Origin of the sequence: Candidatus Defluviibacterium haderslevense (assembly GCA_016712225.1) — a bacterium.
Lineage (GTDB): Bacteria > Bacteroidota > Bacteroidia > Chitinophagales > Saprospiraceae > Vicinibacter > Vicinibacter haderslevensis.
The window spans coordinates 4,008,155-4,031,532 of record JADJRL010000003.1 but is presented as its reverse complement, the minus strand read 5'-3'; the positions used below and the strand labels follow the sequence as shown (position 1 = coordinate 4,031,532).

Below are 23,378 nucleotides of genomic sequence, written 5' to 3'. Positions count from 1 at the left end.
AAAAAGCAAAGATTAAATGAGCGAACAATCACTTAACTTGTCCCAAAATAAGGAATATGTCCAAGCATAATAAACCAAGTAAGTTTGCTGATAAACAACAAGAACGCAAATTTTTTATGATTCTAATAGGAGTAGCTGTTGTACTCATGGTATTGATGTATTTGTTGTATAAAAGTTCGAATTAAGAATAGCACTTCTTGAAATTAAACTTAGATTTAAAATATCCCAGTCCAACAGCATGGATTGATGCTGTTTTGGCTGATTTTAATGCCTTTCTACAAGATCATGCAGATTGTGAGCGCAAAGCTTCAGCAATGGCGATGAGCCTCGTTGCTAAATATCCGGATCGATTGGAAATTTTACCCGACCTGATTGATACCGCAATTGAAGAGTTGGAACATTTTAAATTGGTCTATGAGCTCATGCAATCCAGATCCATAGGACTGCAGCATCAAATCAAAGAGGATCCCTATATCAAAGCTTTAATGCAAAAGTTACACAGTGGTCGTGAAGAACGATTCTTGGATCATTTGCTCATAGGTTCCGTCTTTGAAACACGTGGTGCTGAAAGATTCAGACTTATTGAAGAGCATCTAACTGATCCAGAATATAAAAAATTCTACAAGATGCTATGGGTATCTGAAGCCAAACACGGCCATCTTTATGTAAAAATGGCTTTGAATTATTACCCTGAGTCCCAAGTTTACAAAAGATTGGAATGGTGGATGGAACAAGAGGCTGAGGTTGTAAAAAATTTAGAGATTAGAGCGGCACTGCATTAATTACTTAACTTTTTTGTCTACTATTTAAAGGCATTGTTTTGTCTTTTTTGGTATGGCGCTTACTACTTTACATCTGAAAAAAAAGCTCGCTTATTTGATGGAATGAGTTTAATTGATGAAGATATTTATCCATATTTATCAAAACAAATCCAACGTTTTTTTTAGGATTATTTTCTATTGAATCGATATTTTTTGCGAGTAGATTTTATTGCCTGCAATAATTTTAATACAATAAACTCCTCTAGCTAGATTCTTTAAGGCAATTTCTGTTTTATCGGCAATTAATTTTTGTTCAAATATTTTTTCTCCAAGCAAATTATAAATTTCCAAATCTCCTTTCGACACAATAATAAAATCTCCATTTGAAGGATTAGGATAAATGTAAATTTCTGAAAAAATATTATTATTTATTCCGGATACTGTTCCGTATTCATATTTCCCCATGTCGGGACTTAACCCATTAAAGCCATCACTAAATCCGGGAACGACCATTGCTTTATCGATTGCGGGGCTAGATGAAGAAAGATGAAAATCTAAATTCGGAATTGAAACAAATGCTGGATTTGTTACTACGGCATTCGCTTCTTGGGAAGTAGCAGCTGTAAAGGCAGATAATGAACTATAAGTTGTGCCATTCCAATAAAATAATTTCGAGGAATGTGTTGTGAATAAATTATCATAATCAAAGCTTACTGGATTAATGTTGCTTTGATTGTTAAGTGCATAATTAGCACCCATATAAATATTGTTGAGCGAAATAATATTATTCCAATTAGAATAATTCTTAAATAAGAATCCATCGCAAGCCGGAATATCAGAAAAACTGGTATTATGATAAAGAAATACCCAATCGGTAGTGAAAGATGAATTTACATTGAATTTAAAAGGATAGGGCGTATAAATACTGTTGGATTTCCATCCACTGGAATTTGAATTGACCAATAAATTTCTGAAGATATAAGAAGGGCCAATGGATAGTGGTGCTGCAGATATTCCGGCTAAATAATTAGTGATGACATTGTTATATACTCTAATATTTATTGCAACGCCATCTAATGAAATACCATCATCTCCAATTTCGTTCATGACATTATCATAAATATCTGTATTGCTCGAATATCCAGCATAATCTTCCGATCCAGGAGCCATAGCATCAAACATATCGGTAAAGGTATTATACCTATATACGTTTCCTTGATTTGGTAAATTACTAGTATAAACAGAAACTCCTCCGGCTTCATAATCTACGCCACCAGATTTCACGGCATCCCAGTTCATTTGTGATTTTGGAGATTCATTAAATGTGCAATGTTGAACGGTATTAAAATCAGCATTTCTTTTTAGGGCTACACCTATGTGTGTATGGTGAAAATCGCAAGAATCAACCATAACATAACTAGATGCATGAATATATAAAGCTCGAGGATAATCTCCATATCCATAATAACAAAATGATATACCTTTAATTACAATGTTTGATTGTTGATACATTTCAATTGCTTGAGTATATTTTGGAATAGTTACGTTATTACTGCCTGGATTAGAACCATCAGGAAAACGAACATAAAATGTTGTTCCATCATGATAAAAACCATTGGGTTCATTCCATTTTTTGTTTACTAAATCGTTTAAGTTTAAATAATGAAACATGTGTTTTCCATTTTGGTAGGCATGCAAAGGTTGTGCAGAGGAACTTGTCTTATAGACATTACTGGTAGCATTGTGAAGCACCCACCTAGGATTAAAAGCTGTATCAGTTCCATTTATAATAGGGTGGTGTCCAGGATAATTTCGAAGAGTGATAGGATTGTTTGTTGCACCCGATTTGCTCAAACTATAATCTCCTTCATAATACGTTCCATTTAATAAATAAACTGTTGTTCCTGCAACGTTTAATGTATTTAATGCTTTACCCAAAGTTCTAAAAGGAGCAGTAATGGTTGTTCCTGCATTGTTATCATTTCCGGCAACTGAATCAACATAATATACCAGAGTATTGACTTGAGTGTAAAAGCTATTTTTAGTTGTAGCTGTTGTTATTACATCTGCAAAATGATTCGATGTAATTTTAATATCATAAGCTGTGTTTTCTTCTAACTGAACAAGGCTTCCGCCAAACATCGTATTTGAAATTCGGACCAAAGGGTGGGCAAGAATATAGTTTGTGGCACTTTGTTTTTTAACATAAAGATTTGCAGTAGTGCCAGATAAAGGCGGTATTGAAAAAGACAGACTAACTCCAATATTATGGTAAGTGCTTATTGTTGAAACGGTTTGTGCAAACAAGCTCTTAATAATGATCAGAGGAAGTAAGAACAAACATTTTTTCATTTGATTTTAGATTTTGGGTTTACTAGCTTATAAATATAAAGAAAAAAGGCTCCTTCATCAAAACACTTGTTAGCGGTTTGTTGTTTTCTTACTGTTCAAAAATATTTGAATCAATTATGAATATTCATTCTAGTAATTATACTATCTAATGCCTTATTGAATCTGTCTGGTGCTTCAATCATAGGATAATGCCCAGTAGGTCCAACAAGGTATAATTTATAGGATATTTTAGACTCCATAAATTTGATTGTGTCTGTAGGATATTCACTGCTGTTGATAAGAAATAAGCTCCTGCTTACTGCCTTTAATTTTTCATTTAAAGGATACTCATCATTTCTTTCTGCGGTTTCGGCAGCGATAGCTGAATCGGCACTAATAAAATTATTAATTACTTTGGCTTTAATAGTGCTATCTGTTGATGGTGAAAACAAATATTTATGAGCTAACTCCCGAACAAATATTGTATAATTTGTTCTCAATTTTTTATACGTTTCTCTGAAACGTTCTTTGTCTGCTTCGGTATGAACGACCCCAAAATCTTTAAAATTGTCAACACCAACTATTCCTATAATTTTATCCGGATTTTTGAGAGCAGTTTCTACTATAATTGCTCCGCTCATTGAATGCCCAATCAGAATTACATTTTTGAGCTTTAATTCAGTCAAAATTTTTGAAATATCCTCCCCATATTTTTCAACTGACCAATCAGTTCTATTTCTGCCTGATTTTCCAAACCCTGGTAAATCAATGGTTACTACCCGACACCTTTTTTGAAAATATTCTACTTGGTCTTGCCAATATTCTTTATTTATTGCCCAGCCGTGTATAAATAGCAGGCAAGTGTCGCCATCTCCCAAATCCTGATAGGCAATCTTTACGCCTTCATTCTCTATCTCAATGTGCTCCTCTACTTTTTCTTTCTTAGAAACGTTCTTTCTACAGGAAAAAAGTATAAAAGTTAAAAGAGTCAAACTGGAAATTACAATTATTCGTTTCATAATTTATGTCATTTTGTTTCTTCTTTTGTCGTATTATAACCGATAATGTTTTTTCTCAAAAGGAAGGAAGTGAGTAGAAAGCAAATCAGATTAATGTCTTTCGAAAGATGAAGATAATAAAAAAGTTGAAAGCTTGCACTAAAGCCCTTATTTCTTTATAAAACATATTAGGCGTTCGTTGTTTTGTCCGCATATATTTGTCTTAATATTTTGGGTCAAAGTCAACCAACCATTCAATTCCAATCTTTAGAATTACACTATTAGAATTTAGGGCATTAATTCGCCATCTTTTCAATGATCAATTTTCTAAATCCTCCTAAGAGTGTGTGAAACAAATTACACTAAATTTTGTGTATTGGGTCTTTAGGCTCTAGTTTGTATCTTTGTTTTGTTGGCTAAAGCCAAGTTACCAAAAATACTCACAACTGCCATTTGATATACAAAAATTCAAGGCAATTCAATGAGTTATTCGGAATTTTGCTTATCTTCGATATTTCATAGAACCCACTATTATGAAGAATACGTTTTGTAGCAGAAGTCAGATATTGATCTTTATTCTATTGATAACATCTAAACCAATTGATATTTCTTCTCAAGGAATGTGGGAACCCATAACCAGTCCAGTTGCTTCTAATATTACGAATATGATAGGCACCAAAATTGGTGTTTTATTTATTGCTATGCCATATTCTGGAATTCAATATTCGCTTGACCATGGTGAGAGCTGGCAATTCAAAAACGAAGGTTTGAATGAATTTACGAAGACCATATTGATGGCTGCAGCAGAACAATCTGAAGTATATCTGGCCAATGAAAATAAGTTATATAAACTAAGTGACATCAAAGATGATTGGAAATTAACCAACTACTCTGGACCTAAAATCAGTAAATTGTATGCCGGAGTTCAAAACAAGCTTTTTTGTGTATCTGGCAAGCAAGTTTTTATGTCCAGTGATGGTGGAAGTTCATTTTCTTTGTATTTAACTTCTCCCATAATGTACGGAGAAATTACTGATTTTTCATACAATGGAAATGACCAGAATTTCTTTGTAGATGGAATGAACAAATCAACACTTTACAAGTTTAATGACTCTGGAATTCAACTGGATAGTTTAGCTCATTATACTAACACATTAACAAATTTAGTGTGGCACCCAAATGGAACCTTGTTTGTAAAGTCTGACTCTAAGAATAAAATATATAATGAATTGACTCATCAATTGGAAGATTACTTTCAATTTCCTCCTTCCACACAAAGAAGTTCAGGATATCTGCTTAAAGATGAGTATGATAACTTATTGAGTCAAAGTACACCCCCATATTTGTCAATAGATGGAGGCAATACATGGAGAGCTTTAGCTAATATTAAATGGCCACAAACATATTACGAATATAATTTTAATAAAAATATTTGCTTTTTAGATAAACAAATATTTATTAGTTCAAACGATTGTCAACTTCCTACTCTAGATAGATATGACCATTTTGATGCGGATCAAAATGATTTATCTGGTATAATTTCTTTGCCATCTGTTTTTTCTATAATCTCAGATACAACGGGAAATTTAATTGTATCAAAATGCCAATATCAGTATAACAAATTCAGTTTTTTTAATATTTTTAATCCTAAAATTAATAAATGGAATCCTTTAAAAGTAAATGGTGAAGATGTATTAGCCATTAAAAAAAGTTCTTTCAATAGATATTATGCAATTTGTATAAATAAGACCTACTATTCTGATGATTTTGGAACAACATGGGATACACTCAAAACTAAATTAAAAGGCTATCAATTAGATATAGTAATCTCTCCTTTAAAAGAATTGTTTTTTGTTGGTGCTCATGATGCAATTGGAAAATCTAATTCAGAGGGCTCGGATTTCAAATGGATTCAGACTGTTACTTGTTGTGATGGAATTATTACTCAAATGTTTTTCCATCCAAATGGTAGAATTTACTTAGTTTACAGTAATGAATATATGCTCTTTTCAGATGATCGAGGAGAAACTTTCAACAGTTATATTTCATTTGATTATTTTTCAGGCCCTAAAGAAATGAATGCAATAGGCGATATTTTTACTTTAGGACCAAGTCTTTATACTATTGACTATGATCTTAAAAAGCAAATTTACATTGATACTTTTGGTGTAGGATCAAAAATAGTTGGCATTGACAAAACAGACAAAGTTTTTGTTTACGATCCCAAAAAAGGACTTTTCCAATGCAATAAACAAGGTTGCAAACCTTTTGATATGACAGGATTACCATACCCGCATAGTTTTGTTAGAACCATTTACGAAGATGACCAACACTTTCTTTATGCGGGCATGTTAAATGATCAGATCTATAAATACTCCAAACCTTTTGCAACACAAACTGATCACATTGTACATTCTGATCAATCATATATAGTATATCCCAATCCGTTTTCTGGAAATGTACATTTAGCATTTGATGCATCAAGAGAAAAAAACAATCATATCATTATTGAAAATTTATCCGGTGTAGTTATTTTTGAAGCAATTTCCTTAAATTCAAATCTTAATATTGAAACCTCACTTTGGCCATCAGGAATTTATATTGTGCAAGTCAATAATAAGGAATTTAAGAAATTGGTAAAACTTTAATCATAAAAAGTTAAACGCATGAAAGCACTAATGATTATTCAACAGATATTTAACATTGCTATTTTTACATGTATAGGCATAATAAATACTCATGCACAAATCGTAGATGGTGGAAATGGCCATGCCATAGTTTTAGATTCGCTTGGTCAAGTTTGGACCATAGGTAGAAATGATTATGGCCAATTAGGGGATGGTTCATTAATCAATTCGAATATCCCACTAAAAGTAAAATATCTAAAATCTATTCAAGCCATTTCAAGAGGTTACGATCACAGTATAGCATTAGATTCTTCAGGGCAACTTTACTTATGGGGAAGAAATAATTATGGACAGTTAGGTTGTTCAGATGTATATGATCATTCAACACCTCAAAAGTTACAAAATCATGATCATTTTGTAGCTATAGAAGGTGGACATTGGCATACATTAGGATTAAAAGATGATGGCCTTGTATGGGCTTGGGGGCACAACTATTTTGGTGAGTTAGGCAATGGCAACAGAGAACATTGTCAATGGCCTGTCAATGTACTCCAAATTGAGGATTTTAAAATATCTCCATTGAATCATGTAAAAAAAATTGCAACCGTAGGTTATCATGGGTTAGCACTAAAAGAGGATGGTAGCGTATGGTCATGGGGGCCTAATGACTTCAATGAATTAGGCCATCCTTGCAAAGGAATTCAAACCTATGCCAATAAAATTGAATCTTTACCAACGATTGTTGACATTGCAGTTGGATGGCATCATTCTGTTGCCTTAGACAATTCAGGTAACATATGGGTTTGGGGCTCGGATCCAGCATTTCAATTTAAAGAAGAAACCAAAAAAATGTATGATCATCCGGTACCATTTACTGGACTTCCAAAAATGAAAAAAATTGCTTGCGGAAGTTGGCATTCCCTTGCCATTGATGAGCATGATCGACTTTGGACATGGGGAAAGAATCATTTTGGCATGTTAGGCACTGGCGATACCATCAGTTCATCTACTCCGGTTTTGGTTCCAGGCTTAAAAGATATTGTTGAAATTGGAGGCGGTTGTTTTCAATCCATCGCTATAGATAAGGCAAAACAAATATTTACCTTTGGAGATAATCCATCAGGACAATTAGGGAATGGAACCAATCGCAGATGTTTGAGTCCAATCTCTTTAGACATTATTGATGCATCACCGATCCAACATTTGACTTCAGCTACAATTAATGAGTCTAAGCATCAATTGAATAAGATTCAGCAATTATTCCAAAACTCAGCTTTATTTTTTCTGTTGTTAGGAAGTCTTATTTTAAATTTCTATTTTATTTTTAAAACTTGGAAAATACAAATTAGTTTAAGTCGACGTTAATGTAGCGTACAATTATGCTTCTAGAGCAATGCATACATTTCAATAGCAATATCAATATCAGAATTCCTTACTTAATGAAAGCTAAAAAATAGATATTAAAGTCATTTTTGCTTTTTGACATTGGGCTAAAATTGCTGTTATTTCAGATTATGCACAAAACATTAAAAGTTTACCTTGTAATAAATTGGATCTTACCGACTATTCTTGATCGAAGAATCTGGAATACATTTGTTTATAACGAAGCAAGCTGCCCATCCTAACTTATCCAAATGCATTAAAATAGTCAAGGATTAGAAAGCCTTCTTGAATACAAACAGTGACATACTGCAAACGATAAAGCTATATTTCTGAATCCATTCAAATTTGAATTAAAGAACTTAATAAATTCAAAACCAAAACAAATTACTATCTATGAAATATCAATCCAAAATTCTACATAACAAATATATCCAAAGTTATATGAATTTGAAACTTTATCAGGATTGACACATAATTTGCTCTGCTTTTTTAGATCTCAAGTTAGCCTGTGTTTTTATTTTAAATGTCTCTTTAAGTCTCTAGCGCTATGATGTATCATTAAGATATGAACTTCCTTTTCGCTAACTATCCTGTATAAAATTCTATAATTTCCTTCTTGCAATTCTCTTATTCTAGGGTTACCTAATTCTTCAACAATTATACCTAGCAATATTTGCTTTTTTAGAACTTGTGTACGCCTTTGAATTCTTTCAATCTGTAAATTAGTGTATCGTTTAGAGTCAATATTGATATAATTATAAATGTCCTTAAGATCATCTTTAGCTAATCTTAACCATTTTATTCGGACCATTTTGAGATGATAGTTTTAAGTTCTTCTTCGCTTATAGTAGCTTCTTTTTCCGACTCCAATATTCTATTTTCGAGCTTCTCTATAAAAATTAACCTATCAATTAGTTCGTCTATTGAAATATTTTCTGGAAAGGATTCTATCTGTGCTAACAATTTTTCCTTAGTAATCATAAAAATACTTTTATCTTCCGAAGATACAACTTTTATTAAATGGGAGTTAATTAGTATTTAACGCATGTATTAATAGCTATAATCTTGTTTAGTTAAAATGATTTCCATATTTAAATTCAATAAAATCATCATTTAAACATCTACTAAAAATAATGGTCACCTTCTAAAAACAGATTTTTTATTGTAGTTAATCCAAGTTTTCAAAATACTCATATTATATTAGTAATCCATAGCCCAAATTCACCATAAATGTACTAAATAGTAAAATTTAGATAATATTTACTCCTCTTTAGGCATAATAACATTGACTGCTTTTTCTCTTATCAATTGATTCAACAACATGAGTTCATTCGTCTTAATGGCTTCGAACTTTTTAATCTGAACATCCACCAATGCACTTGCTTCAATTCTGTATGCTTCAGCCTGATCTGTAGGCGGATATGATCCACTGTCATATAAAGCAATTAAATGGGCTAATTTATTGGTCAATTTTATGGGATAATTGATGGGATCCTGACCGCTTTTATTTTTTGTTTGGTAGAGTTCATTTTCGATTTTAGTCAATTGAATATTGATGGAATCTTTTAATTTAAATAATGTATCAGTAGCGGTAGTTTTTTCAACTCTGGATAATACATCATTCATTTGAGATCTGACATCTCGAATTTGGTAAATCGTCTTATGGGCATCATTGATTTTATCACGGACATTTTTTATAAAATCAAATTGTTTTTTTACATCAGCATCGGTAACTGGGTAAGACATATCTCGTTTGATTTCACAAACTGTTGAATCAAACAATTGCTTGGATTTAAAAATGATTTTGTATTGTCCTGGTGCTGCTTTAGGACCACTTAATGAAGACCACCATAATATCATATTGTCCAAAGATTTTGCAGCCGGATATTTATAATTTAATAGGACCAAATTACTGCCCGAAGTTAATTCTATAGAAGTAGATTTTTCATCAGGATAATTGGAAAAACGATTTACCGTATCTCTATTTTGATCCATCAGAAAAATACTTACAGTGTCCGTATCCATTACTGAATCTAAAAAGCAATACAACATAATTTCTGTGGGATGATTGATGCCTGAATTAGAAATTTTTTTATTCATACTTCCTTCAATACGATAAGTTGGTTTAGGAGGTAGAATAAAATTCTTTTTGACATTGACTTCAGGCAATCCATGACGCAGAGGTGTCAAATCATCCAGGGTCCAAATACTTCGTCCTTGTGTTGCTGCAATCAGTATGTCATCTTTAATACATAAATCTGTAATCGGAACTATGGGAAGATTCAATTGAAACGGAACCCAATTTTTACCATCACTCCAAGATACATACAAAGCACGTTCAGTACCGCAATACAGCAGACCTTTTTTCTTTGGATCGGCCCGTAATACTCTGGTAAAATGTTCCTCAGAAATTCCATTGGTTATTTTAGTCCACGTATTACCATAATCTTCAGTTTTGAATAAATAGGGTTTATAATCACCTGATTTATAGCTCGTAGCTGCTAGATAACATCCACCATCAATGAATGGATCCGGTTCGATGGAATTGATCATAGACCAATTGGGCAAAGTAGGGGGAGTAACTTGACTCCATGTTTTACCCCCATTTTTACTGACATGAACCAAGCCATCATCTGAACCAACCCAAAGCAAATCCTTTACTCTTGGCGATTCTGCTGCTGCGAAAATCGTACAATAGTATTCTACCGATGTATTGTCTTTGGTGATAGGACCTCCTGAAGCCATCAATTTACTGGAATCATTTTTTGTCAAATCAGGACTGATGACTTCCCACGATTGTCCTTCATTATGACTAACGTGTAAGTGATTTGATGCACAATACAATTTTTTTGGATCGTGAGGGGAGAAGAATATAGGGAAATTCCATTGAAATCTGTATTTCTGATCAATGGCTCCATAACCTATTGGATTATCAGGCCAGACATTAATATTTCGCTCCAAATCTCTTCTGTGATCGTATCTGGTTAACAAGCCACCATAACTTCCACCATAAACGATATCCGGGTCATTGGGATCTACTGCCATATGTCCGGATTCACCTCCGGCAGTACTTTCCCAATCTCTTGAGCTGATTTGATTTCCTTGCGTCCGATGTCGAATTCGAATGGTGCTATTATCTTGTTGCGCCGCATATATTCTAAAAGGAAAAGCATTATCTGTTGTTACTCTATAAAATTGCGCAGTAGGTTGATTGTTTAATGTAGACCAAGTGGTTCCTCCATTTTCAGAAATTTGTGCGCCACCATCATTTCCAACGATCATTCGTGATGAATTATTTGGATCTATCCATAAATCGTGATTATCACCATGATGATTTGAAATCGTTTTAAAACTTGCACCGGCATCAGAAGATTTGTGGAATGAAACATTTAATACATAAACAACATCTTCATTTTTAGGATCTGCATAAATTCGAGTGAAATACCAAGCACGTTGACGCAAGTCGCGACTATCATTAATTTTTTTCCATGTTAATCCTGCATCATCAGAGCGAAAAAGTCCACCCGATTCATGTTCAATCATTGCATATAATCGGTCATTATGGCTAGGGCAAACTGCGATACAAGAAATACCCCAAATTCCTTTCGGCAATCCCTTGTTTTTTCTTAAATCAACCCAGGAATCTCCACCATCCGTACTTTTCCAAATGGTTGAATGCCTACCTCCACTTGAAAGAGAGTAGGGTGTGCGTTGAATATTCCAGGATGTGGTATATATTATTTTGGGATTGACAGGATCTAGTATGAGATCAACGCAACCGGCACTGTCAGAAGGAAAGAGTACTCTCTTCCAATTGTTTCCACCATCAATAGATTTATAAATTCCTCTTTCTTGATTGGGTTTAAATAAATCTCCGATTGCAGCTAAATACACAATATCAGGATTTTTAGGATGAATTCTAATTCTTGAAATGTGTCTTGTATTTTTTAAACCTTTGAATTGCCATGTTTTTCCGGCATCATCACTTTTCCAAACGCCTTCACCGGGTGATACATTACCTCGCAATGTTTCTTCGCCGGTTCCGACATAAATAACATTAGGATCTGAATCTGACACTGAAACTGTCCCAATTGAACCACCAAAATATCCATCAGATATATTGTTCCAATTAACTCCTTTGTCAATCGTCTTCCATACACCTCCACCCGTTGAACCAAAATAATAAACATTGGGGTTACTTGGAACGCCTATGCTAGCACAAGATCTTCCGCCTCTAAAAGGTCCAATCAGTCTCCATTCCAATGCTTTGAAATAAGTTTCTATGGATGATTTCTTAATCTCGTTTTGTTGAGAATAAATTAAATGACAGCTTAAATAAAAAAATAGAATCGTAAACTTTTTCATAAAACAATTTAATGCGTAAAATATAATACTAGCCAACCTCCCAGATATCCTAATAAAGCGATCCAGCTTATCTTTTTCAAATACCAAATGAAATTTATTTTTTCCATACCCATAGCAGCTACTCCTGCAGCTGAACCAATAACAAGTATGCTACCACCAGTGCCTGCAGCGAAAGCGATTTCATGCCAAAACGCATGGTCTATTTCAAAAGAATACATCCCTAAACTAGCAGCAACTAAGGGTACATTATCTACAATTGCAGAAAGTAGACCCAATATAAAAGCTACAATTCCCGTATTACCAAACCACTGATCTAAATATAGAGCCATATGACTCAAGTGACCTAAAACTTCAAGCGCAGAAACGGCTGCAAGTATTCCAAAAAAGAATAAAATGCTCGGCATTTCAATTCTGGACAATGCATTTTTAATTGATAATTTTTTACCTAATTCTTCAGGAGGATATGTGCGATAATTTATTAAATCTGAAACTAACCAAATGACAGCTAAAGAAAACATCATCCCTAAATAAGGTGGCAAATGAGTTAACTGTTTAAATATGGGTACAAATATTAATCCTCCAATTCCAAAAAATAAAATGATCCTGCTGGATGGTAAATGCGGATGATCGCTTGGGTTTTGAGTAGCCTTCACTTTGCCTTTGAATACAGGCAAGAAATAGGCTATAGCCAAAGGAATTAAAATACAAATTAATGAAGGAACAATCAGATATTCAATTAACAATAATGTACTCACCTTATTATCAATCCACAACATGGTAGTAGTAACATCTCCAATAGGGGACCATGCTCCCCCAGCATTTGCAGCTATAATAACAAATGATGCATAATACAATCGGTCTTCTTGCGAAGAAACCAATTTGCGTATTATAGTTATCATTACAATAGTTGTCGTCAAATTATCTAAAATAGCGGACAAGAAAAAAGCAAAAAAAGAAATAATAACTAATAAGGAATATTTCGAAGTAGCTTTTATAAGGTCTGAAAGAATTTTAAATCCATGGTGTAAATCAATGAGCTCAACAATAGTCATAGCTCCAATTAAAAACAACAATATTTCAGCTATTTTACTTAAACTATGTGAGAGTCCGTTTTCTAGTGATGTGCCTCCCTCAAGGGGAAGATCTGAAATAGCTATTATACTCCAACACACGACACCAGCCATAAGGGCAGGAACCGATTTATCTAATTTTAATGGATGTTCGAATACAATTAAAATATAAGCAACTATAAAACAAATAATTACAGCTAATGACATGAGCAAAATTTAAGCCCGTAAAGTAGGAATAAAAAAGGAAGTTTTAAAATGGATTAATGACCTAATCAAATGGTAAGTATTAACATCAATTAGAATTTGAAAAATGTTAAAGCATGATCTTTTTAAGTTAATTTTGCACCTAGAAATGAAAAATATTAAAATTGGACACCTGGTTTTGCCTGAATTCCCTATACTCTTGGCACCAATGGAAGATGTCAGTGACCCGCCATTTAGAGCTTTATGTAAGAAGCAAGGCTGTGATTTGCTCTATACAGAGTTCATTTCTGTGGAAGGATTGATTCGCGATGCTGAAAAAAGTCTTCAAAAACTGGATATCTATGATGAAGAAAGGCCAATAGGGGTACAAATCTTCGGTGCAGAATTGGATTCAATGATGAAGGCAGCTGAAATCGTAGAGAAAGCAAATCCCGAAATATTGGACATCAATTATGGTTGTCCAGTCCAGAAAGTGGTTTGCAAATTAGCCGGTGCCGGGATTTTGAAGGATATTCCAAAAATGGTGAAATTGACCGAGGCCGTTGTAAAATCTACCCATTTACCAGTGACTGTTAAAACTAGACTCGGCTGGGATGAAAACAGTATTTTCATTGAAGATGTAGCAGAGAGATTACAAGATATAGGAATAAAGGCCCTAACCATTCATGCCCGGACAAGAGCCCAAATGTACAAAGGTCACTCTGATTGGTCATGGATTTCAAAAGTCAAGAACAATCCCAGAATCCATATTCCTATTTTTGGAAATGGCGACATAGATTCTCCACAAAAAGCCCTTGAATTCAAAAACAGGTATGATGTAGATGGCATTATGATTGGACGAGCCAGTATAGGCTATCCATGGATTTTCAGAGAAATTAAACATTACTTTTCAACGGGCGAATTATTACCACCACCAACCATACAGGAAAGAATGGAAGCAACTCGTCAGCATTTAAAACAATCTATAATTTGGAAAGGCGAAAAATTGGGTGTTCTCGAAATGCGCAGACACTATACCAATTACTTCAAAGCTTTACCAGGAATAAAAGAACATAGAGCAAAATTAGTAACTGAATCTAATCCTGAGGTTTTATTTGAATTGTTAGATATCATGGAAGAAGAATACACGAACATGACAATCCCAATTTTGGCATGAATCCACATGCACTGATTTTTGATCTTAATCCTTCAGAAAGGAAAATTTTCGAAATTGTATCTGATGCCGGAGATCGATTGGGAATACCTGTATATGCGATTGGCGGATTTGTTAGAGATCGCATAATTGGTCGGCCAAGTAAAGATATTGACATTGTTTGTCAGGGAGATGGGATCCTTTTGGCTCAAGAAGTAGCTGGTCAATTCAGACCTGTAGCTCGGGTTAATTTTTTCGAAAGATTTGGAACCGCAATGATCAAATATGAAGATATAGAGTTGGAATTTGTAGGCGCTCGTAAGGAATCCTACTCCCACGATTCAAGAAAACCACTTGTATCTCCAGGAACACTTCAGGATGATCAACTTCGTAGAGATTTTACGATAAATGCCATTTCCATAAGTCTTAATAAATCGAATTATGGCGAAATCATAGATCCCTTTCAAGGCTTGGATGATTTGGAGAAAAAAATATTAAGAACGCCTACTGATCCTGATATGACGTTCTCTGATGATCCATTAAGAATGTTGCGGGCCATTCGTTTTGCTTCACAACTACTTTATGAAATTGATGATCGAACATGGCAGGGTATTATTGATAATAAGGATCGTATCCGAATTGTATCTCAGGAACGAATAACGAATGAATTTGAAAAGATCATTTTAAGTCCGATTCCATCCATTGGATTTGATTTATTGTTTAAATCAGGATTATTGGATATCATATTTCCTGAATTCACGCTGCTGCATGGAGTAGCATATCAGGATGGCAAAGGCCATAAAGATAATTTTTATCATACCTTACAAGTCTTAGATAATTTAAGTGAGAAAACCGCTAATTTATGGTTGAGATGGTCTGCTATTTTGCATGATATCGCTAAACCACAAACGAAGCGATTTGACCCGGAAATAGGATGGACCTTTCATGGCCATGAAGCTCTTGGAGCTATAATGGTACCAAGAATTTTTAAGAAAATGCGATTACCACTGGATCATAAAATGAAATATGTTCAGAAGTTGGTCAGATTGCATTTAAGACCTATTGCTTTGACTCAAGAAGAAATTACGGATTCGGCATTAAGGCGATTGCTCTTTGATGCTGGTGAAGATATAGATGATTTGTTGATGTTGTGTGAGGCTGATATTACTTCTAAGAATCCAGAAAAAGTTAAAAAGTTTAGAAATAATTATAGTAAGGTTAGAGAAAAACTAGCTGAGGTAGAAGAAAATGATCGCATTAGAAATTGGCAACCCCCAATTACAGGAGAAATGATTATGACCCTTTTCAAGCTCAAACCGGGAAGGGAAGTGGGGATCCTAAAAAATACCATAAGAGAAGCCATTTTGGATGGTCTCATTCCAAATGATTATGATGCTGCATTAAATTTGCTTAAAGAAAAAGCTACTGAACTTGGTATCGTACAAGTTCACTCTTAATAACTATAAAATATCTAATTATTTAAGCGCTTTGTTCAGGTCCTTCGTTTTTTTGCTCTGGAGCTTTGGCTTTCTCACCATCTATTACATTTTGAACTTTATCCACAGTAGAAGCATATACTTCCTGGGCTTTATCAGCTACTTGTTCCATTTTTTCTTCTGCTTTAGCTGCTAAATCTGCAGTTTTTTCTGCAACTGTATGTCCTAAGTCTTTAGCTGCTTCCCAGCCTTCTTTAGCCATGTTTGTAGCAGTATGGTATGCCTCAGATTCTTTAACTTTTACTAGCGTTTCTTGAGCAGTTTCTTTAACTTCTTCAACGGCTTCCTCAGTCCATGCTTTAGCTTTCACTATTCCTTCAGCAGCTTTTTCACGCAACTCCGTTGTACTTTCTTTGATTTCCTCTTTAGCTTTGGTTGCTAATTCTTCTGCTTTATCCATTGCATTTTCAGTAGCATGTTTTGCAACACCAAAAATACTCGTAAACAACCTTCTTAAACTACCCATAATAAAAATTTATTTAATGTTAAATGATTTAATGCTTGACCCTTTTGTAACACTATTCCTCAGTTGGGAGTTCCAAAGGAGTAATGGTTTTTGATGATTGATTTGGAAGGTTTTCTGTTGGCTTCGTTAATGATTCTTGTTTTTTCAACCAAGCTTCTGCTTTATCAAAAAGTTCACCATGCTGTTCGCTTAGAGGCTTTCCAAAATCTACAGGTTGATCTGCTATACCATCCTGATCTTGATCTATTTTTTTTTCTTCTTGTTCGAGTATCTTAGCTTTTTCTACAGTAGTATTAACATAGTTCTCAATTTTTTCAAGTGTTTCACTTGCTTTTTCCTTTATTTGATCTCTGAATTCTTGGGTGTTTTCATCCAAAATATGAACTTTCTCTTTGACTGCATCCCAAATTGCGGTTCCTTGTTCAACTATTTCTTCGGAAGTGCCTTGAACAAAATCTTTCACCTTCTCTATAGTCTCATTAGGTCTAAATGAAGGTTCTTTATCATTAATACTTGTTTGATTTGTAGCATTATCATTTAATGAATTTGAATTTTCATTGTTGAATATCAACGATTTAGGTTCAGATTCTTGCATTTCAAAAGAATCTTTAGATTTAAATAAGGACTTGAGTTTATCCAAAAAATTTGACATCCGACAATTATTTACACAAAGATAGCTTAAGATAAATTAATAGTGCTTAGCATATATAAGAATATATTAAATTCATAATACGACAGAGTATGTAGAGCTTATAAATTGGGATTGAAAGATTAATATATAAAGGAACATCTTCATTGTGACTATATTTGCTCCAAATTAAAAACATATTGTAGTGGTGGAATTTAATAACAGACATTCTTTTTTTAAAGATCAAAACGATCATGCATTTACAGCTTTGGAGAAGGCGCACTTTATATCATTTGCACCCTATGCTTTTCAGGCATCCGTTTTATTGAGGGATTTTGATATTCTTAAAAAATTATATAAAAGTGATAAGGGATTGAGTTTTGCTGAGTTAATGCAAGATCTCAATATCAGTCACTATGGATTACGTGTATTAGTAGAAGCTGGAATAGGAATTGGTTTAATTCAAATTACTGATGATGTCTATACCATTACAAAAACGGGTGTCATGTTTATCAATGATCCAATGGTAAGAGTAAATACCAATTTTATGAGGGATATTTGTTACGAGGGATCATCAAAGTTGAAAGAAAGTATATTAAATGGCAAACCGGAAGGCTTGCCATATCTAGGAGAATGGAACACCATTTACGAAGGATTATCAAAATTGAATCCGCAACAAAAAACCAGTTGGTTTGAATTCGACAACTATTATTCGGATCTGGTTTTTCCGATTATCATGCCGTATCTATTTTCTTACCAACCCAAACATATACTAGATATTGGATGCAATACCGGAAAATTTTCAATAGAATGTTTGAAGCATAATGCTGAGGTCAATATGCATTTAATAGATTTGCCTGGACAAATTAAAATTGTAAAAAAAATATTAGAAGATCAGAACATATCAACAAGATATGAATTAATTGAACACAACATTCTAGATCAATCGCTTGATATTCCTGGAAAATATGATATCATATGGATGAGTCAATTTCTTGATTGCTTTTCGGATGATGAAATCATTGGCATACTTAAAAAATGTAAACTAGCACTAAATCCTAATGGAAAAATTATTATCAATGAGACTTTTTGGGATCAACAAAAATTTCATGCTGCCATGTATTCACTTCAAATGACTTCACTTTATTTTACGACTATGGCCAATGGAAACAGTCAGATGTATGACAGTCGGGTATTCATTAAGCTCATTGAAGAAGCAGGATTAAAATTGATAAAAGAAGAACATCAAATTGCTACGACACATTCGTTGTTAACGCTAAGCTTGTAATTCTTTTATTGCATTATTTTTGACTGAATAGTTGTCGTCAAAGAACTCCTTTTCAGAAGTAAACAAGAATAAATTATTATAGTTTGACTTTCTACTAAAATTTTAATTCACATCTTTAATATTAACTTTTTGTTCTTTTTTCTTGAAAAAAAAGAACCAAAAATTCAAGACTGTAAGGTCTAAGCCTAAAATGATTCCATGAAACCTAAATTCAAAAAACTCGCCATTGGCCTTGTTTCATTTCTTTAACTTAACACTTGCCCAGCTCGCATTATTGTTCTTTTTATAGCATTATGTTGTGCTCATACAGTTTTGAATTTTTAACGGTTTCATTACATCATTTTTTTACGGCTTATCCCTTAAGGTCAATCCAAATTTCTATGACTACTTCAAATTATATATTTTTCCCATAGTTTAATTTGCGAACTTGTTCCATGAATAATTATAATTTCTTGAATTGAGCAAGGAGTTCTGATCTTATTCTTTCATAAATTTAACTTTATCTCCAAGAAATGACACAATATAGATTCCAGATGATAAATGTTGAATATCTATGCTCTCATTTATAAAATTATAAATAGGTTTTGACAATACAACTTTCCCGGTCATATCCTGAATTTGCAGCATGCCGGAGAGTCCATTTTTGAGGCAATAAATATTTATATCATTTTTTCCAGGATTGGGATAAACATAAATTAAAGATGGTTTTGAATATAGATCTGTTGTATTTACATTTGGATTTGCTATATATTCGATCATATATTGTCCTTTAATATCAGCAATATTATTAAACTGTATAGATTGATCTAATAGATTCACCTTACTGGCATTCGCTATAAATTTCCAATTGTTCAGATGTTCGTTGGTGAGATCCCTTTGATATAGTTTTAAATATTGAGGTGCAAAACGATAGTCATTTAATGGAATTCCCGTATTGGTAAATATCATATTGCTGGCACTTTCTTTGGTTGTATTTCCAAAACTTCGGACAATATAATACTTTGAGTTCCACATACCTGTTGATTGCAGTACTGAATCTGGAGTGTTTAATAATTGAAAAGCATGCCACGTTGAATTTTGTTTGTTGACTGTAGATTGCTCAAGAGATAATTGAGGATAAGTAAAAAGATTTGTTCCTGTTTTTAATATTAATTGACTGCTATTTCCAGTACCAATCGGAGCAGTAGAAATCGATTTCGTTCCATCACTGTTTGAACCATGATATCCGCCAACCCGATTGTAAATCTCATTGTTGTTCGATTCATTAAATTGGTAATATCCAACTAATCCAGCTTCACCTTCAGGATGAATCAGATGCATGTTATCTCTAATTTCCACTTGGGAAAGTGATCGATTATAAATTTTCAATTCATCCATTTGTCCTTGAAAATTACCACACTGACCGCGAACTCCCGTTCCTACTTCCCAAGGTGTTTCTGAAAGATCAAAGTTTTTAAAATTTCCTTTGTAAGTCCATGATTCACCATCGCGATACAATCTAACAGAATCCGGATAAACGACCATGGCGACATGGATCCATTTCAGTGTGTCTAGATTAAAGCTTGAGGTTAATTGATATGGGACATCTTTCCAGAAAAAAGTTAGATTTCGAGTGCGCACATATCCTTGAAATGCAAATCCAAATCCAAAACCAACATTGCTATCCCAATTGGATAAAATTTGTGTAAAACAATCTTGTGGACTATTTAATTTTATCCATGCCATACAGGTGAAACCAGTTGCATTTTTTAATTCTGGAATGACTTTGAGTGTGGCATAATCATTAGATTTAGATAAATCCAATGATTTATTTGCAAAAGAATCTATGCTACATTCATTAGCAGAGATTTGAATCATTTTTGAAACTGTTTTTGTGGATTCACCCAATTTGTTTTTTATGGTTAATGCCACATCAAACGTTCCTTGTTTGCCAAAAACAACTTTAGGATTGCGAATGGTGGCGTCAGATACGTATTGCGCATTTTGAAAATTCCATTTCCAACTGCTCGCACTGTCTTTTGTAAAAACAGAATAATCATCAAAATAAAAGGTATCACGCACACAGCTACTCGTTAATCGATCGACAGTCGGTTGAGCAAGTGGTTTTGAATCTTCAAAAAATGGCACTTCCCAAACACCCATATTGCCACCGTTTAACAAAATTCCATCTCTATAAAAAGGTTTTAATGCCCTGGTGAAATGATTTACACCCAATCCTGAATTAAAATCCTCCCAATCCGCCATATTATTATTTCGATAATACATATGTCCATCATCAGCTGCCAAATAAATTCCACCATCAGTTCCATATTGCCAACACAAGTCATTGATACTTGCATTCATGATTTTAGATGTCGTCAGATTAATCCACGTCTTTCCGCCATCTTTACTTCTGAATACTTTATTGGCCGTATTACCTGTACGCAAACCTAAGACTAGATCGTTTTCATCAGTAGGACTCAGAACTATCTTATGCACTCTTCTTTGTCCTCCTGTGGTACCGTTTGGATGAGTAAGTACAGTGAATGATTTTCCACCATTTGTAGATTTATAAACCAAACCTTCACCTAACGAATTATTTCTGGTAGTTATATAAATAACATCCGGATTTGATCTTGAAATTTCAATCCATTCTACTTCATCATTCACATTTGGAGCGGTGTAAATCGTCTCATAACTGGCCCCGTTATTGTAACTCTTCATTAATTTGTTACCATTTCCGATATAAACGATTTCATAACAAATGGGAGACCATACCATTTGACTGTGTTCCATGGCATAATAAGATTCATTGGGCCATACTGAAGTTGGCAGGCCTGACCATTTCCAATTTGGACTATACTTTTCAGGCATTTGATAAGCTCCGATATCAGAAAAAAATACTTGTCTGCTGTTGATTGGATTTACATAACCTGTTGCAGATTCTGCGCCACCCATTCTGATGAATTTATTTTGATAGTTTTCATGCCATATGGTATTCCCATTATGATATCTACCTCCGACGAAAACCTTTTCATTCCATCCTGCATCGAATCCCCAAAAATCTGATCCATATAATCCTTTATTGAGTGAAACCGCATTTTTTGTATCGGTAAAAAAATCTGTAGAATAAGTCAGTCCACCGTCTGTTGCAATCCAGGCATCATTTCCAATTGAAATACAGGATTGTAAATCTGGATGTAAATTAAAAGAACCTCCATAACCACCGATTACTTTGAATGTTTTTCCACCATCACTAGATTTGTAAGTACTTCCTGTTCCAGTAATCAATTGGTCCGCATTGGTTTGCGAAGCCATTAATGCAAGGTCATAATAGCCCTGCCAATTATCCATTGGAAATTCTGGAGAATCAAAGCCAGTATAAGATCCTTTAGCCTGAATGGTCCAGGATTCGCCTTCATCATTGCTTCGCATTAAATAGGGTCCTTGAGTTTGGGTTAAAGAAATAGCATAAACTCTTTTAGGATCAGCTGCAGTTATTGCTAATCTTGCACCTCCATCAGCAAGGCCATGCCAACCGGAAACTCTACTTGTAAAACTTTGTCCAGAATTGGTGGACTTCCATACTTGGTATTGTTTTTTTGTTGGATCGTATTTCAAACAATAAACAATATTTGGTTTAGTAGGGTGTACTTTAATATCACAACTGGCATCCGTAAAAACTTGGGTCCACATAAGGCCATTGTCAATAGAACGAAACAAACCTTTAGTACTTGCTGCTAAAATGATATTGGTATTATTTTGTAGAACTAGAATTTCATAAAATTCAATGCCAGCATTGACATACACATTATTCCAAGTAGTCCCACCATCTGTTGTCCTTCTGATAGCACCGTTTGTACCAATGTAAATGGTATCAACAGATCTTGGATGAACTGCAATGGCTTCTGTTCCTAAAACATAAGGTAAGCCTATCTGTTGCCATTGCTTTCCTTTATTAAATGATTTAAAAATCCCCCCTGTTTCTGAAGATGCTACCAGAAAATTAGGATTGGATTTACACACATCAATACGATACACATTCACTTGCCAAGGGCAGGCCACTTGATTATTCTCCAAAAAATACGTTTCCATATCATAGGGTCGCCAAATGTTTGGAGCCTTTCTGGAATTAAATGCATGATTAAATTGGTGCTCTACAGATACAACATCTTTACCGACGATGAAGCCATCAGAATTGGTGTTCATTCGATTATTCATGATCAACCTTTTGTAAAATCTGGTATAATGATTTTTTTCAAACGGGTGACTTTGATAATATACTTTATATGCAGAATCAATTTGCAATAAGTTTAATGGCTCATTATAAAGTAAATGAGCCCATGAAGGCATATTGGGATCCTTTAAAGGTGTGTTTAATGGAAGTACATTTTGTCCATGTAATATTTGTAACACACCAAAGCAAAAACTAAGGATAGTCAATTTAAAAGAAAGCAAACTATTTCTGAAGATCATATGAATGGAATAAACTTTGAATGATGGCACAAAGGTAAGCTTTTCATGAATATCAAGGAATTCAATGCGCCCTGACCAATTGATTCTGCCAAGATAATCTAATTAGTATAAAAGCTTATGAATTAATGACTTAAAGTTTAGCAATAGTAAGTTGGAATACGTGGCATAAGATAG

15 protein-coding genes are annotated in these 23,378 nt (G+C 33.9%); 6 read left to right on the top strand and 9 right to left on the bottom strand.

Translation table 11 applies throughout. From position 1 onward, the window contains the following. Nucleotides 1-197: 197 nt before the first annotated feature. Nucleotides 198-782, top strand: coding sequence for a tRNA-(ms[2]io[6]A)-hydroxylase (locus IPK88_15860; GenBank protein MBK8244901.1), 585 nt, complete (start codon nucleotides 198-200; stop codon nucleotides 780-782). A gap of 174 nt (nucleotides 783-956) precedes the next feature. Here the strand turns inward: IPK88_15860 and IPK88_15855 are convergent, their stop codons facing one another. Beyond that, the gene (locus IPK88_15855) at nucleotides 957-3,113 is read right to left on the bottom strand and encodes a T9SS type A sorting domain-containing protein (protein ID MBK8244900.1); all 2,157 of its coding nucleotides are present in this window, start codon (nucleotides 3,111-3,113) and stop codon (nucleotides 957-959) included. 110 nt (nucleotides 3,114-3,223) lie between these two features. After that, nucleotides 3,224-4,111, bottom strand: coding sequence for an alpha/beta hydrolase (locus IPK88_15850; GenBank protein MBK8244899.1), 888 nt, complete (start codon nucleotides 4,109-4,111; stop codon nucleotides 3,224-3,226). A 512-nt stretch (nucleotides 4,112-4,623) separates the two neighbouring features. Between IPK88_15850 and IPK88_15845 the strand changes: the two genes are divergently transcribed. Both IPK88_15845 and IPK88_15840 read left to right on the top strand, forming a co-directional pair. Next, a complete protein-coding gene (locus IPK88_15845) occupies nucleotides 4,624-6,738 on the top strand; it encodes a T9SS type A sorting domain-containing protein (protein ID MBK8244898.1) in 2,115 nt (704 codons plus the stop codon). Between the two features lie 18 nt (nucleotides 6,739-6,756). Continuing rightward, on the top strand, nucleotides 6,757-8,082 hold the full coding sequence (locus IPK88_15840) for a hypothetical protein (GenBank protein MBK8244897.1): 1,326 nt from the start codon (nucleotides 6,757-6,759) through the stop codon (nucleotides 8,080-8,082). 532 nt (nucleotides 8,083-8,614) lie between these two features. On the opposite strand, the gene IPK88_15835 is transcribed toward IPK88_15840, so the two are convergent. The 4 genes from IPK88_15835 to nhaD all read right to left on the bottom strand — a co-directional run bounded on the left by IPK88_15835 (nucleotide 8,615) and on the right by nhaD (nucleotide 13,742). After that, nucleotides 8,615-8,911, bottom strand: a complete 297-nt coding sequence (locus IPK88_15835) for a type II toxin-antitoxin system RelE/ParE family toxin (GenBank protein ID MBK8244896.1) — start codon at nucleotides 8,909-8,911, stop codon at nucleotides 8,615-8,617. Next, nucleotides 8,899-9,081 carry a hypothetical protein gene (locus IPK88_15830; protein ID MBK8244895.1) on the bottom strand — a complete coding sequence of 61 codons (183 nt, stop codon included), beginning with the start codon at nucleotides 9,079-9,081 and terminating at the stop codon, nucleotides 8,899-8,901. The genes IPK88_15835 and IPK88_15830 overlap by 13 nt, the downstream gene beginning before the upstream one ends. Nucleotides 9,082-9,360: 279 nt before the next feature. Further along, nucleotides 9,361-12,465, bottom strand: coding sequence for a glycosyl hydrolase (locus tag IPK88_15825; GenBank protein MBK8244894.1), 3,105 nt, complete (start codon nucleotides 12,463-12,465; stop codon nucleotides 9,361-9,363). A gap of 8 nt (nucleotides 12,466-12,473) precedes the next feature. Further along, the gene (nhaD, locus tag IPK88_15820; protein MBK8244893.1) at nucleotides 12,474-13,742 is read right to left on the bottom strand and encodes a sodium:proton antiporter NhaD; all 1,269 of its coding nucleotides are present in this window, start codon (nucleotides 13,740-13,742) and stop codon (nucleotides 12,474-12,476) included. Nucleotides 13,743-13,887: 145 nt separating this feature from the next. Here nhaD and dusB point away from each other — a divergent pair, with 145 nt between their 5' ends. Continuing rightward, on the top strand, nucleotides 13,888-14,895 hold the full coding sequence (gene dusB, locus IPK88_15815) for a tRNA dihydrouridine synthase DusB (GenBank protein ID MBK8244892.1): 1,008 nt from the start codon (nucleotides 13,888-13,890) through the stop codon (nucleotides 14,893-14,895). Next, on the top strand, nucleotides 14,892-16,328 hold the full coding sequence (locus IPK88_15810; GenBank protein MBK8244891.1) for an HD domain-containing protein: 1,437 nt from the start codon (nucleotides 14,892-14,894) through the stop codon (nucleotides 16,326-16,328). Before dusB ends, IPK88_15810 begins: the two co-directional genes overlap by 4 nt. Before the next feature lie 22 nt (nucleotides 16,329-16,350). Here the strand turns inward: IPK88_15810 and IPK88_15805 are convergent, their stop codons facing one another. Then, nucleotides 16,351-16,833 (bottom strand): hypothetical protein, encoded by a 483-nt coding sequence (locus IPK88_15805; protein MBK8244890.1) that lies wholly within the window; start codon nucleotides 16,831-16,833, stop codon nucleotides 16,351-16,353. Nucleotides 16,834-16,885: 52 nt separating this feature from the next. Then, on the bottom strand, nucleotides 16,886-17,485 hold the full coding sequence (locus IPK88_15800; GenBank protein MBK8244889.1) for a YtxH domain-containing protein: 600 nt from the start codon (nucleotides 17,483-17,485) through the stop codon (nucleotides 16,886-16,888). Nucleotides 17,486-17,666: 181 nt separating this feature from the next. Here IPK88_15800 and IPK88_15795 point away from each other — a divergent pair, with 181 nt between their 5' ends. Next, on the top strand, nucleotides 17,667-18,749 hold the full coding sequence (locus IPK88_15795) for a class I SAM-dependent methyltransferase (protein MBK8244888.1): 1,083 nt from the start codon (nucleotides 17,667-17,669) through the stop codon (nucleotides 18,747-18,749). A 477-nt stretch (nucleotides 18,750-19,226) separates the two neighbouring features. Here IPK88_15795 and IPK88_15790 read toward each other — a convergent pair whose 3' ends face one another. Next, complete coding sequence (locus IPK88_15790; GenBank protein ID MBK8244887.1) at nucleotides 19,227-23,204, bottom strand: T9SS type A sorting domain-containing protein; 3,978 nt, start codon at nucleotides 23,202-23,204, stop codon at nucleotides 19,227-19,229. Between the last annotated feature and the right edge of the window lie 174 nt (nucleotides 23,205-23,378).